This is a genomic window from Streptomyces sp. TRM68367 (assembly GCF_014495685.1).
Lineage (GTDB): Bacteria > Actinomycetota > Actinomycetes > Streptomycetales > Streptomycetaceae > Streptomyces.
Genome location: NZ_JACTVI010000020.1, coordinates 17,329 through 30,326, shown reverse-complemented (window position 1 = coordinate 30,326; position 12,998 = coordinate 17,329). Strand labels below are relative to the sequence as shown.

The 12,998-nt window shown below is 69.8% G+C and carries 11 protein-coding genes, 3 pseudogenes and 1 riboswitch; of the genes and pseudogenes, 6 read left to right on the top strand and 8 right to left on the bottom strand.

All coding sequences use genetic code 11. From position 1 onward, the window contains the following. Window positions 1–72 precede the first annotated feature (72 nt). Both H8R17_RS15885 and def read left to right on the top strand, forming a co-directional pair. On the top strand, window positions 73–1,053 hold the full coding sequence (locus H8R17_RS15885; protein ID WP_187823839.1) for a c-type cytochrome biogenesis protein: 981 nt from the start codon (window positions 73–75) through the stop codon (window positions 1,051–1,053). Window positions 1,054–1,181: 128 nt separating this feature from the next. Next, a complete protein-coding gene (gene def, locus H8R17_RS15880; protein ID WP_187823838.1) occupies window positions 1,182–1,832 on the top strand; it encodes a peptide deformylase in 651 nt (216 codons plus the stop codon). Window positions 1,833–2,008: 176 nt separating this feature from the next. On the opposite strand, the gene H8R17_RS15875 is transcribed toward def, so the two are convergent. The 7 genes and pseudogenes from H8R17_RS15875 to H8R17_RS15845 all read right to left on the bottom strand — a co-directional run bounded on the left by H8R17_RS15875 (window position 2,009) and on the right by H8R17_RS15845 (window position 9,652). After that, complete coding sequence (locus H8R17_RS15875) at window positions 2,009–3,031, bottom strand: ribonucleotide-diphosphate reductase subunit beta (protein ID WP_187823837.1); 1,023 nt, start codon at window positions 3,029–3,031, stop codon at window positions 2,009–2,011. Beyond that, window positions 3,031–5,400, bottom strand: coding sequence for a ribonucleoside-diphosphate reductase subunit alpha (locus H8R17_RS15870; RefSeq protein WP_187823836.1), 2,370 nt, complete (start codon window positions 5,398–5,400; stop codon window positions 3,031–3,033). The genes H8R17_RS15875 and H8R17_RS15870 overlap by 1 nt, the downstream gene beginning before the upstream one ends. Before the next feature lie 145 nt (window positions 5,401–5,545). Continuing rightward, window positions 5,546–5,639, bottom strand: a riboswitch (cobalamin riboswitch). A gap of 78 nt (window positions 5,640–5,717) precedes the next feature. After that, window positions 5,718–6,224 (bottom strand): GNAT family N-acetyltransferase, encoded by a 507-nt coding sequence (locus tag H8R17_RS15865; protein ID WP_187823835.1) that lies wholly within the window; start codon window positions 6,222–6,224, stop codon window positions 5,718–5,720. Between the two features lie 134 nt (window positions 6,225–6,358). Next, window positions 6,359–7,978: a monocarboxylate uptake permease MctP gene (gene mctP, locus H8R17_RS15860; RefSeq protein ID WP_187823834.1), complete on the bottom strand. Its 1,620-nt coding sequence runs from the start codon at window positions 7,976–7,978 to the stop codon at window positions 6,359–6,361. Next, window positions 7,975–8,229: a DUF3311 domain-containing protein gene (locus tag H8R17_RS15855; RefSeq protein ID WP_187823833.1), complete on the bottom strand. Its 255-nt coding sequence runs from the start codon at window positions 8,227–8,229 to the stop codon at window positions 7,975–7,977. The genes mctP and H8R17_RS15855 overlap by 4 nt, the downstream gene beginning before the upstream one ends. Before the next feature lie 169 nt (window positions 8,230–8,398). After that, window positions 8,399–8,800: pseudogene (locus H8R17_RS15850) on the bottom strand (carbon starvation CstA family protein); the annotation flags it as partial. An 87-nt stretch (window positions 8,801–8,887) separates the two neighbouring features. Continuing rightward, window positions 8,888–9,652 (bottom strand): GntR family transcriptional regulator, encoded by a 765-nt coding sequence (locus H8R17_RS15845; protein ID WP_187823832.1) that lies wholly within the window; start codon window positions 9,650–9,652, stop codon window positions 8,888–8,890. A 337-nt stretch (window positions 9,653–9,989) separates the two neighbouring features. Here H8R17_RS15845 and H8R17_RS15840 point away from each other — a divergent pair. The 4 genes and pseudogenes from H8R17_RS15840 to H8R17_RS15825 form a co-directional block, all read left to right on the top strand. After that, window positions 9,990–10,239: pseudogene (locus tag H8R17_RS15840) on the top strand (sugar transporter); the annotation flags it as partial. A gap of 39 nt (window positions 10,240–10,278) precedes the next feature. After that, window positions 10,279–11,252, top strand: a pseudogene (locus H8R17_RS15835) (glycoside hydrolase family 3 N-terminal domain-containing protein); the annotation flags it as partial. A gap of 73 nt (window positions 11,253–11,325) precedes the next feature. Next, the gene (locus H8R17_RS15830; protein WP_187823831.1) at window positions 11,326–11,574 is read left to right on the top strand and encodes a helix-turn-helix transcriptional regulator; all 249 of its coding nucleotides are present in this window, start codon (window positions 11,326–11,328) and stop codon (window positions 11,572–11,574) included. Beyond that, window positions 11,571–12,104, top strand: a complete 534-nt coding sequence (locus H8R17_RS15825) for a hypothetical protein (protein ID WP_187823830.1) — start codon at window positions 11,571–11,573, stop codon at window positions 12,102–12,104. Before H8R17_RS15830 ends, H8R17_RS15825 begins: the two co-directional genes overlap by 4 nt. Window positions 12,105–12,119: 15 nt before the next feature. On the opposite strand, the gene nagB is transcribed toward H8R17_RS15825, so the two are convergent. Then, window positions 12,120–12,905 (bottom strand): glucosamine-6-phosphate deaminase, encoded by a 786-nt coding sequence (nagB, locus tag H8R17_RS15820; RefSeq protein ID WP_187823829.1) that lies wholly within the window; start codon window positions 12,903–12,905, stop codon window positions 12,120–12,122. Between the last annotated feature and the right edge of the window lie 93 nt (window positions 12,906–12,998).

Sequence of the window (12,998 nt, the reverse complement as noted above, 5' to 3'; positions counted from 1 at the left end):
TGCGCAGGAGAGGGTGTCCGGGGGCGCGAAAGGCACAGCCAGCCCACTCCACGGAACTGGCAGGCGGGAATCGTGAGGATCTTCGGCAAGGGACGGAACCGGCCCTCCGCCTCCTGGCGGCAGGCCACCGACCGTGCGTTCACGCTGATCGGCGACGGCCGGTACGACGACGCGGGCGCGCTGCTGACGCGGGCCGCCGATCTGGAACCCTGGCTGTCCGAGTCCTGGTTCAACCTCGCCCTGCTGCACAAGTTCCGGCACGACTGGGAACAGGCCAGGGCGGCGGGCCTCAGGGCCGTGGCGCTGCTCGACCGGGACACCGGGGCGCCCGACTGGTGGAACGTCGGCATCGCCGCGACCGCCCTGCAGGACTGGCCGCTGGCCCGGCGGGCGTGGCAGGCCTACGGGCTGCGGGTGCCGGGGGCGAGCACCGGGGCCGGGGCGCCCGTCGGCATGGACCTGGGCAGCGCGGCCGTACGGCTGTCCCCGGAGGGGGAGGCCGAGGTCGTGTGGGGGCGGCGGCTCGACCCCGCCCGCATCGAGGTGCTGTCCATTCCGCTGCCGTCGTCCGGGCGGCGCTGGGGCGAGGTCGTGCTGCACGACGGGGTGCCGCACGGCGAGCGGACCACCGCGGCCGGGCACACCTACCCCGTCTTCGACGAGATCGAGCTGTGGGCGCCGTCGCCCGTGCCGACCTGGGTGGTGCTGCTCGAGGCCGAGACGGAGGCCGACCGGGACGCGCTGGAGCAGCTTGCCGCGGATGCGGGGTTTGCCGCGGAGGACTGGTCGTCGTCGGTGCGGTTGCTGTGCCGGATGTGTTCCGAATCGCGGATGCCGTCGGATGAGGGAGACGGGGAGCACCTTGATCCGCACGATCACAGTGAGCCGGGGCATCCGGGGCCGCTCGGGCATCGGACCGATGGGCAGTTGTGGGTGCCGGAGCGGGAGTGCGGGATTGCCGCGCCGGCTTCGCTGGTACGGGGGTTGTTGGACGGGTGGGCTGCGGACAGTCCGGATTCTCGGGATTGGCGTGATTTGGAAGAGGTGTGCTGAGGCCGTCGTCCATCGTCGGTTTCGTTGTGGCTGGTCGCGCAGTTCCCCGCGCCCCTTTGGGGGCGCGTCACCCGTACCCTGTATCAGCACCTACTCCCCGTTTTTGTTCAGGAAGGCGTACGTCGGTCATGGCCCAGCAGGACACCGAGCAGCAGCACGCGGGCGTGCTCCCCGTTGACGACGAGGGGTATGTCATCGACACGGAGGACTGCGAGGAGCGCGAGAAGGCGTACCGCGAGCGGGGGACGTCGCGGCCCATCACGGTCGTCGGGAACCCGGTGCTGCACAAGGAGTGCAAGGAGGTCACCGAGTTCGGCGACGAGCTGCTGAAGCTGGTCGACGACATGTTCGCCAGCCAGCGCACCGCCGAGGGCGTGGGCCTGGCCGCCAACCAGATCGGGGTCGGTCTGAAGGTGTTCGTCTACGACTGCCCGGACGACGAGGGCGTGCGGCACGTCGGCGTGGTCTGCAACCCCAAGCTCGTCGAACTCCCCGCGGAGAAGCGCCGGCTGGACGACAGCAACGAGGGCTGTCTGTCGGTGCCCACCGCGTACGCGTCGCTCGTCCGGCCCGACTACGCCGAGGTGACTGGGCAGGACGAGCGGGGCAACCCGATCAAGGTGCGCGGCACCGGCTACTTCGCCCGGTGTTTGCAGCACGAGACGGACCACTTGTACGGCTACCTCTACATCGACCGGCTCTCCAAGCGCGAACGCAAGGACGCGCTGCGGCAGATGGCCGAGAACGAGCCCCGCTATCCCGTGGTCGCGAACGACTGAGACCTCACCACTCCCGTACGCACGGCGTCTGGTCAGGAACATCTTCCTGACCAGGCGCCGTTCGTCTGTCCGTCGCACGTTCGATCGTGCAAGGCGTCCTCGGCCCAGAAGGCCCAGAAGGCCCAGAAGGCCCAGAAGGCCCAGAAGGCCCAGAAGGACCAGAAGGCCCAGAAGACTCAGAAGTCTTCGTTCAGGTCGACGGTGCCCTCCACCGCCACCTGGTACGCCGAGGGGCGCCGCTCGAAGAAGTTCGTCAGCTCCTGAACGCCCTGGAGCTCCATGAACGAGAAGGGATTCTCCGAGCCGTACACCGGCGCGCAGCCGAGCCGGCTGAGCCGCTGGTCGGCGACGCACTCCAGGTACTGCCGCATCGACTCGGTGTTCATGCCGGGGAGGCCGTCACCGCACAGGTCGCGCGCGAACTGCAGCTCTGCCTCGACGGCCTCCCGCAGCATGTCGGTGACCTCCTGCTGGAGCCGGTCGTCGAAGAGCTCCGGCTCCTCCTTGCGGACGGTGTCGACGACGTCGAACGCGAAGGACATGTGCATGGTCTCGTCGCGGAACACCCAGTTGGTGCCCGTCGCCAGGCCGTGCAGCAGGCCCCGGCTGCGGAACCAGTAGACGTACGCGAAGGCGCCGTAGAAGAACAGGCCCTCGATGCACGCGGCGAAGCAGATGAGGTTGAGCAGGAAGCGGCGGCGGTCGGCCGTGGTCTCCAGCCGGTCGATCTGCTCCACCGAGTCCATCCACTTGAAGCAGAACTGCGCCTTCTCTCGGATGGAGGGGATGTTCTCGATGGCGCCGAAGGCAGCGGCACGCTCCTCCGGGTCGGGGAGGTAGGTGTCCAGCAGCGTCAGATAGAACTGGACGTGGACGGCCTCCTCGAACAGCTGCCGGGACAGGTACAGGCGCGCCTCGGGGGAGTTGATGTGCTTGTACAGGGTCAGCACGAGGTTGTTCGCCACGATCGAGTCGCCCGTCGCGAAGAACGCGACGAGGCGGCCGATGAGGTGCTGCTCGTTGGCGCTGAGCTTGGCGAGGTCGGTGACGTCCGAGTGGAGGTCGACCTCCTCCACGGTCCAGGTGTTCTTGATGGCGTCCCGGTAGCGCTCGTAGAAGTCCGGGTAGCGCATGGGGCGCAGAGTCAGCTCGAAGCCCGGGTCGAGCAGGTTCTGGGTGGTTCGGGTGATGCTGGTCATTACTGGCAGGCCTCGCAGGACTCGGGGTTCTCAAGGGAGCAGGCGACGGCCTCGGGGTCGGTCGTCTGCTGTTCGGGGACGGTGGCTTGTGCCTGGGCCGCGCGGGCGATGCGGGTCGCCGGGCGGGAGCGCAGGTAGTACGTCGTCTTCAGGCCCTGCTTCCAGGCGTACGCGTACATCGAGGAGAGCTTGCCGATGGTCGGCGTCTCGATGAAGAAGTTCACGGACTGGGACTGGTCCAGGAACGGAGTGCGGGCGGCGGCCATGTCGATCAGGCCGCGCTGCGGGATCTCCCACGCCGTGCGGTAGAGCCGCCGTACGTCCTGCGGGATCCACGCGAAGTCCTGCACGGAGCCGCCCGCCTCGCGCAGCGCCTCGCGGGTGCGGGCGTCCCAGACGCCGAGGGCCTTGAGGTCCTGCACCAGGTAGGAGTTGACCTGGAGGAACTCGCCGGACAGGGTCTCGCGCTTGAAGAGGTTCGAGACCTGCGGCTCGATGCACTCGTACACACCGGCGATGGACGCGATGGTGGCGGTCGGCGCGATGGCGAGGAGCAGGGAGTTGCGCAGGCCGGTCGACGCGATCCGCTCGCGCAGCGCAGCCCAGCGCTCGGGCCAGGTCAACTCGGCGTCGTAGTGGTCGGGGTGGAGGACCCCCTGGGCCGTACGCGTCTTCTCCCAGGCCGGCAGCGGACCGCTGCGCTCGGCGAGGTCGGCGGAGGCCTCGTACGCGGCGAGCATGACGCGCTCGGCGATGCGGGTGGACAGGGCCTTGGCATCCGGCGAGTCGAAGGGCAGCCGCAGCTGGAAGAAGACGTCCTGGAGGCCCATCACGCCGAGGCCCACCGGGCGCCACCTCGCGTTGGAGCGGCCCGCCTGCTCGGTCGGGTAGTAGTTGATGTCGACGACCCGGTCGAGGAAGGTGACGGCGGTACGGACGGTCTCGTCCAGCCGCTCCCAGTCGACGTCACGGGTCGCCTTGTCGACAAAGGCACCCAGGTTCACCGATCCCAGGTTGCAGACCGCCGTCTCCCCGTCGCTGGTGACCTCAAGGATCTCCGTGCAGAGGTTGGAGGAGTGGATGACATGGCCGGGCTGCGCGGTCTGGTTGGCGGTGCGGTTGGCGGCGTCCTTGAAGGTCATCCAGCCGTTGCCGGTCTGCGCGAGGGTGCGCATCATGCGGCCGTACAGGTCGCGGGCCGGGAGCGTCTTCCTGGCGAGCCCTTCCGCCTCGGCCCTGCGGTACGCGGCGTCGAACTCCGCGCCCCACAGGTCGACCAGCTCGGGCACGTCGGACGGCGAGAACAGCGACCACTGCGCGTCGGCGTTCACGCGGCGCATGAACTCGTCCGGCACCCAGTGCGCGAGGTTCAGGTTGTGCGTACGGCGGGCGTCCTCGCCGGTGTTGTCGCGCAGCTCCAGGAACTCCTCGATGTCGGAGTGCCAGGTCTCCAGGTACACCGCGGCGGCACCCTTGCGCCGGCCGCCCTGGTTCACGGCGGCGACCGAGGCGTCCAGGGTCTTCAGGAACGGGACGATGCCGTTGGAGTGCCCGTTGGTGCCGCGGATCAGCGAACCGCGGGAGCGGATGCGGGAGTAGGCGATGCCGATGCCGCCGGCGTGCTTCGAGAGGCGGGCCACCTGGTGGTAGCGGTCGTAGAGGGAGTCCAGCTCGTCCTTGGGGGAGTCGAGGAGGTAGCAGGACGACATCTGGGGGTGCCGCGTACCGGAGTTGAACAGAGTGGGGGAGGAGGGCAGGTAGTCGAGGCGGCTCATCAGCCGGTAGAGCGCGGCGACCTCGCCGACGGATCGTGCCGTGTCGTCCTCGGTGAGGCCGGCGGCGACGCGGAGCATGAAGTGCTGGGGCGTCTCGAGAGCCTTGCGGGTGATCGGGTGCCGCAGCAGGTAGCGGCTGTGCAGGGTGCGCAGGCCGAAGTAGCCGAAGCGGTCGTCGGCGTTCGTGTCGACGAGGCTGTCGAGCCGGACGCCGTGCAGCCGTACGAACTCCGCGGTCCGGTCGGCGATGAGACCCTCGCGGTGACCCACGGCGACGGACTCGGTGAAGGACGTGACGCCCTGGGAGGCGGCCTCGGCGCGGATGCCGAGGGTCAGCAGCCGGGCGGCCAGCCGGGAGTAGGCGGGGTCCTCGGAGATGAGCCCGGCCGCCGCCTCCGTGGCCAGCTCCCGCAACTCCGTCTCGTCCGCCTGCGCGGACCGGCCGCGCAACGCGGCGGCGGCGACCCGGCCGGGGTCGGCGTCGGGGAGGTCGGCGGTCAGCTCGGTCAGGGTCCGCAGCAGTGCGGTACCGGGACCGTCGTCTCCCACAGGGGTGGTGGTCGCTGAAGCCGGATCGGCGGGCGCGATGGTCACGTGGGGCTCTCCCTCGCTCGGCACGGGGGCCTCGCCGAGGGCAGGGGGCAGCACGCGAGCGCACGCGGCGTCGCGTCCACCGGCCCATTCCACGAGGCCCGGACGTCAGGGCACCCGGACTGCTCGGCCGGGCGCGCTGTCGGCAGGTCCTCGGACTGACACGTGTGCGCTCCGCTCTGGGGGCAGGAGGGCACACGCACACCGTTGCGGGACAGTTCCGGATTCGCACCGGGATTCCCCTGCGGCGACAGCGAGCACGAGCATACATGTTGTGCCGCCTGGGGGTAGCACCCCCATATGTTGTGTCGCGGTCCGTGTCAGAGCGTCAACTCGTAGGTGAGGAGAGTGAAGTCGGCGAGGTGCGGGATCGGGTTCCAGTCGCGCTCCGGGGTGCGGGTGAAGCCCAGACGTTCGTAGATGCGGTGGGCGGAGTGCATCTTCTGCTGGCTCGACAGGATGATCCGTACGCAGCCGTCCGTGGCGCGGGCGCGGTCGATGCAGGCGCGGACGAGGGCCTCGCCGGTGCCGCGGCCGCGGGCGGTGTGGGCGACGGCGAGCATCCGGATCTCGGCCTCGCCGGGCCCGGCTATGTCGGCCATGGGGCCGCCGGACGGTACGAAGGTCACGCCGCCGAGGAGGGTGTCGTTCTCCGTGGCGACCAGGACCTCGGCGGCGGACGCCCGCTTGGCCACGGCCTTGAGTTCGGCGAGGTATTCGTCGTTCTCGCCGAAGTCGAGGAGGCCGTCCTGGAGGTAGGCCTGGGCTGTGATGTCGCCGAGGGGGTCGTAGTCGGTGGGTTTCGCGGGGCGGATTGTGATGTCCATGGGCGTGAGTGTGTAACACAGCGGGCCGCCGATGTTGCTGATTTTCGGCGGCCCGCTGCTGGTTGTGTGTGGTTGCTCGCGCCCACGCGGCGGAGCCGCATGTCGATACGGCCCCGCGCCCCTTTCGGGGCGCTTCAGTGACCGGCGCCTACGGGGAGTTCCGTCTTGACTCCCGGGTCGCCCGCGTCCGCCGTGTAGTCCTCCGGCTTGGTCTCGTCCACGCCCTCGGGTGCCTTGGCCGCCTTGAGGACGAAGGTCAGGACCACGGTCACGACGACGTTGAGCACGAACGCCGTCAGGCCGATGTAGCCGATCTCGCCGATGCCGGGGATTTCCTTGGAGGAGCCGCCGAAGTGCTTCTGGGTCGGCGAGGCGACCCCGTACGCGGCGACCGTGCCGTAGATCATGCCGACCGCCCAGCCGGCGAGCAGGGCCCAGCGGTGGAACCAGCGGGTGAACAGGCCGCCGACCAGGGCCGGGAAGGTCTGCAGGATCCAGATGCCGCCCAGGAGCTGGAAGTTGATGGCGACCGTCTTGTCCATGGTCAGGACGAAGGCCAGCGCGCCCACCTTCACCAGCAGGGACACCAGCTTGGAGACCCTGGTCTCCTGCTCGGGCGTGGCGTCCGGCCGGATGAAGTCCTTGTAGATGTTGCGGGTGAAGAGGTTGGCCGCCGCGATCGACATGATCGCCGCCGGGACGAGGGCTCCGATGCCGATCGCCGCGAAGGCCACGCCCGCGAACCAGTCCGGGAACATGGTCTCGAACAGCTGCGGGATCGCCAGCTGTCCGTTGGCGACCTTGATGCCGGCCGCGATCGCCATGAAGCCCAGCAGGGCCAGCAGGCCCAGCATCAGAGAGTAGAGCGGGAGGATCGTGGTGTTGCGGCGGATCACCTCACGGCTGCGCGAGGACAGCGTCGCGGTGATCGAGTGCGGGTACATGAACAGGGCCAGGGCGGAGCCCAACGCCAGGGTGGCGTACGTCCACTGGCTCGCCTCGCCCGGCACCAGCGCACCGCGCGGCGCGCCCGTGGCCGGGTTGGTCTGGCTGAACGCCTCGCCCGCCTTGGCGAAGATTTCGTCGAAGCCGCCCAGCTTGATCGGGATGTAGATGATCGCCACCGCGATGACGATGTAGATCAGGGTGTCCTTGACGAAGGCGATCAGCGCGGGGGCGCGCAGGCCCGAAGAGTACGTGTACGCCGCCAGCACGCCGAAGGCGATCAGCAGCGGCAGGTCCTTGATGAACCAGTTGGTGTTCTCACCGCCGCCGATGCCCATAACGTCCAGCACGGCCTGGATACCGACGAGTTGGAGCGCGATGTACGGCATCGTCGCGAGGATGCCGGTGACCGCGACCGCCAGCGACAGGCCCTTCGAGCCGAACCGGCCGCGCACGAAGTCGGACGTCGTCACGTAGCCGTGCTTGTGCGACACCGACCAGAGGCGGGGGAGGAACGTGAAGATCAGCGGGTAGACCAGGATCGTGTACGGCACCGCGAAGAAGCCGGCCGCGCCCGCAGCGTAGATCGCCGCCGGGACGGCCACGAAGGTGTATGCCGTGTACAGGTCGCCGCCCAGCAGGAACCAGGTGACCCAGGTGCCGAACGACCGGCCGCCCAGGCCCCATTCGTCGAGGCTGTTCTCGTTCGCGGCCCTGCGCCAGCGGGCGGCCATGAAGCCCATGACCGTGATGAGCAGGAAGAAGAAGATGAAGACGGCGAGTGCGACGCCGTTCACGCCGTCCTTCACTTGTCGCCACCTCCCCGGCGGGCGCGCTGGTCACGCTGCCAGAGCAGGTAGGCGGTCACCGTCAGGGCGGTGGAGATCAGCACCCAGGCCATCTGGTACCAGTAGAAGAACGGGATCCCGATGAAGGCGGGGTCGGTCTTCGCGTACGAGCCGACCCACAGCATGGCGACAAAGGGGGCGACGAGACAGAGGCCGATGACGACCCGGACGGGTGTCACCGTCCCTCTGTTCACTTCTGACGTATCTGACATCGGGCGGTTCCGTCCCTTCACTGATCACCTGGGCAATGCGCAGGAAATCTAGGCCAGGGTGAGGCGAATACGGAACCCCTCGTCCGGATTGCGGTCGTTTAGTTATCAACGGCAGTGGCTCATCAGCAGCAACGGAAGCCCTGCCTCGGGTCCTCCTCCTGGCGGTCTGTGCCAGCGCCCCGAGCAGTATGATCATGATGGCGAACGCGGCGAGCAGCGCCGCCGTGCCGCCGAACGGGCCGATCTCCTCCCGCGCCATCTGGCCCAGCGAGTGGCCGTCACGCCGGGTGGAGAAGACCAGCACCACCATGTCCTGGACCGCGCCCGCGAAGACGACACCGGCGATGACCCAGATCGTGCCGGGCAGGTAGCCCATCTGGGCGGCGAGCGCCGGGCCGACCAGCGGGCCCGCGCCCGCGATCGCCGCGAAGTGGTGACCGAGCAGCACGCGACCATCCGGGCGGCCGACACCTCCTCGCCCCTGGACCAGCGCGAGCCCGGTCCAGCCGGCCGCGCCGACGAGCGCGACCAGGGTCCAGACGACGACGGTTCGGAGGTTCGCGGTACGCACCGGGGAGTCCTCCCGTCCATGCGACGACCGGAGGAACGTAAAGCAGGACGTGCGGTTGCGCTACGCCGTGCACACCTCCTGGTGCCCTTATTCCTGGGGGCGCTTGAGCCGTGCCACGAACTTGTACCGGTCGCCCCGGTACACCGACCGCACCCACTCCACCGGCTCCCCCTTCCGGTCGTACGAGTGGCGGGAGAGCATCAGCATCGGCAGGCCCACGTCTGTGCCGAGCAGGCCGGCCTCGCGCGGGGTGGCCAGCGACGTCTCGATGGTCTCCTCGGCCTCCGCGAGGTGGACGTCGTACACCTCGGCGAGCGCGGTGTAGAGGGACGTGTACTTGACCAGGGAGCGGCGCAGGGCCGGGAAGCGCTTGGCGCTCAGGTGGGTCGTCTCGATGGCCATCGGCTCGCCGTTGGCCATGCGCAGCCGCTCGATGCGCAGCACGCGTCCGCCGGTGGTGATACCGAGGAGGCCGGCCAGGCGGTCGTCGGCGGTGACGTAGCCGATGTCCATCAACTGCGAGGCGGGTTCGAGGCCCTGGGCGCGCATGTCCTCGGTGTACGAGGTGAGTTGCAGCGCCTGCGAGACCTTCGGCTTGGCGACGAACGTGCCCTTGCCCTGGATGCGTTCGAGGCGGCCCTCGACGACCAGCTCCTGGAGGGCCTGGCGCACGGTCGTGCGGGAGGTGTCGAACTCGGCCGCCAGCGTCCGCTCGGGCGGGACCGGGGTGCCCGGCGCCTGCGTCTCGGTCATGTCGAGCAGGTGCTTCTTCAGGCGGTAGTACTTGGGCACGCGCGCGGTACGGACGGGCGCTCCGCTCTCGTTCTCCGCACGGCTGACGTCGGTGCTCATGCTCCGCCTTCCCGGCTCCGGACGTGGCTCACATCGTGGTACGGCAGCGTACCGGGACGTTCCCCGTACGCTCCGTGATCCCTTCTGTATACCCTCGCCGCCTCTTCTGGTCTAGTCCACCGAACGGAGTGGTCCAGTGGAGGTGTGCCCTCTGCTGCCGGTGTTTCCGATAGCACTTAAAGGTTCCTGCATATGTAGTCCCATAACAGCTGGTCATGGGCCACCCGGCCACACTCGACGCGCCCGCTGGTCTGGTCCAGGCTCCCCCTGCTGGTCTACACCACTGGTCCACGTCCCTGCCCGTGGGCGGGGTGTGGGCATCCCTGAGGAGGGTGGCGTGAAGCGCAAGCTGACAGCGGCGATCGGTGTCGTGGGCATGATGGTCTCCATCGCGGCATGCGGGGGCGACAACGGCGACGGCGGGAACGGCAAGGCCGTTGGCGGACGGCTACAAGGGCCAAACGCTCACGGTGTGGGTCATGGACGGCTCCTCACCGGACCAGGGGCAGCAGGACATGGCCGCCGCCTTCGAAAAGAAGACGCAGGCCAAGGTCACGTTCGAGGTCCAGCAGTGGAACGGCATCCAGTAGAAGCTGACCACCGCCCTGTCCGAGGAGAACCCGCCGGTCCCGGCCCTGGACCCGGACCGCCCGGCCACGCTGTCCCGGCGGATCCTGACCGATTTCCTGCGCGGCGACCTCGGCTACGACGGCCTGATCGTCACCGACGGCATGGAGATGCGGGCCATCGCGGACACCTACGGCATCGAACGCGGCAGCGTCCTCGCCGTGGCGGCCGGCGCCGAAGCGATCTGCGTGGGCGGCGGCCCCGCGGACGACGAGACGGTACGGCGGCTGCGCGACACCCCCTGGTCACGGCGGTGCGCTCGGGCGACGTGCCCGAGGAACGCCTGGCGGACGCGGCGGCACGGGTATGGCGGCTGGCTCGGTGGACGCCCACCGCGGGGGCGGCCAGGGGTCTGCCGTGAGCGGACGGGCGTCGCGGGCGCGGCCCGGAGCCGCCCTGCCGACGGTGGGCGGACGGCCGCCGCCGCGGGCACGGTCCAGGAGCCTGCCGACGGGGACCGGAGGCCTGCCGCGGGCGCCGCCCAGGGGCCTGGCGACGGTGAGCGGATACCTGCCGCGGGCGCCGCCACGGCGAGGTCGGCCTGCGTGCGGCCCGCCGCGCCCTCGAGGTCACCGGCGTGGCTGCCTTCACCCCGCTCACCGAACCGCCGTACGTCGCCGCCTTCACCCCCGTCGCGAACATCGCGGTGGGCGACGAGACCCCGTGGGGCGTGGCCGCCGAGCTGCTCCGGCTGCTCGCCGGCACGGAGACGGCCGCGTTCTCCGGCGAGGACGCCGGACGCGCGGCGCTGGCGGCGGCGGGTGCCCGGCGCATCGTGGCCGTCGTCCGCGACGAGCACCGCCACCCCTGGATGGCGGCGGCCCTCCACACCCTCCTCACGGCCCGTCCCGACACGATCGTGGTCGAGATGGGCGTGCCCCGTGCCGCCCCGCGCGGCGCCCTGCACATCGCCATCCACGGCGCGGCCCGCGTCTGCGGACGCGCCGCGGCGGAGGTCATCGCGGGCGCGTAGGGAGGTCGACCGGGTCACCGCCCGATGCCGATGGTGGTTGCACCCCTGCTCCAAGATGTAGTACTTCTTATACATGAGTGAGCAGGTGCACAACAGGTTGGCCATGGTGCGCGCCGAACGGAAGGTGTCGCGTCAGAGCCTGGCCGAGGCAGTGGGAGCCCACTACCAGACCATCGGCTACATCGAGCGGGGGCAGTACAACCCGAGCCTCGACCTGGCGCTGAAGATCGCGAAGTTCTTCGGCCTGCCGGTCGAGGCGCTGTTCTCCCTCGAACCGTTCCGGCCGCTCACGGACGAGGTCTACGGGAGGAATCAGCAATGACGACGACGCGGATGAGCCACTACGACCAGGCCATGCTGAGGGTGATGAACGACCGCAGGGGACAGCCGCTGTACGCCACGGCCGCGCGCCGCCGCCTGGCTGTCGCCGCGCACATCGTGCTCACCGTGGCCTTCGGGGCGCTGGTGACCCACCTCTACCTCTCGGACGCGCTGTGGACCATCGCCGTGATGGCAGTGCTCCTGCTGCCCTGGATGGTCGCGACAGGAGTGATCAACGGCGCCGCCCGAGGCCTGCTGGACCTGCGCGAACGCGTCCTGGACGAACGGCAGGTGGCCGACCGCCGCCGGGTCCTGGCCCGGGCCCACCGCACGACGACCCTGCTGCTGGTCACCGCCGCGGTCACCCTGCTGACCGTCGGCGCGATCAACGAGGACGCGCCCCGCCCCTACGCGGCGCCTCTGCTCATCGCCGTCCTCGTGGTCCACTGGCTGATGCCCGTGTGGGTGGCGGGCCTGACGGCCAAGGACGAGCCGGCCGAGGAGGAAGAGCCCGCGGTCCAGGGTGGCTGAGACGCCTGAGGTCTCTCATATGCCCTGCCACTCCGGCTTGTTGGCGTACGTGTGCCGGAAGTAGTCGGCGAGCTTCAGCTTGGCCGCGGCGGCCTCGTCGACGACGACCGTCGCGTGCGGGTGGAGCTGCAACGCCGAGGCAGGGCACACCGCCGCGACCGGCCCCTCCACCGTCGCCGCCACCGCGTCGGCCTTGGCCTCGCCGGTGGCCAGCAGGACCAGGTGCCGCGCCTCCAGGATCGTCCCGATGCCCTGGGTGATCACGTGGTGCGGCACCTGCTCGATGTCGCCGTCGAAGAACCGCGCGTTGTCGACACGGGTCTGCTCGGTCAGCGTCTTGATCCGGGTTCGCGAGGCGAGCGAGGAGCACGGCTCGTTGAACCCGATGTGCCCGTCGGTCCCGATCCCGAGCAGCTGCAGATCCACCCCGTCGGCCTCGGCCAGCGCCCGGTCGTACGCCTCGCACGCCCCGGGTATGTCCTCGGCGGTCCCGTCGGGCCCCATGAACGCGTCCATCCCGATCCCGAGCGGCTCCAGCACCTCCCGCCGCAGCACGGAGCGGTACGACTCCGGGTGCTCGGCGGGCAGCCCCACGTACTCGTCGAGCTGGGCGATCCGCGCCCGTGAGGTGTCCACGGCACCGAAGCGCACCTTCGCGGCCAGCGCCTCGTACACGGGCAGCGGCGTCGAGCCGGTGGCCACGCCGAGCAGGGCGCCGGGCTTGCGCCGGAGCAGCTGCGCCATGGCCCCGGCGATGAGCTCGCCGCCCGCCTTGGCATCCGGAACGATGACAACTTCCACGCTGGGCCTGCCGATCTGAAAGGGGACTCAACTGGCACCCGGGAGGGGATGTGGTTTAGACCAATCTAACAGAGCCGTGCCACGTCTCCCAGA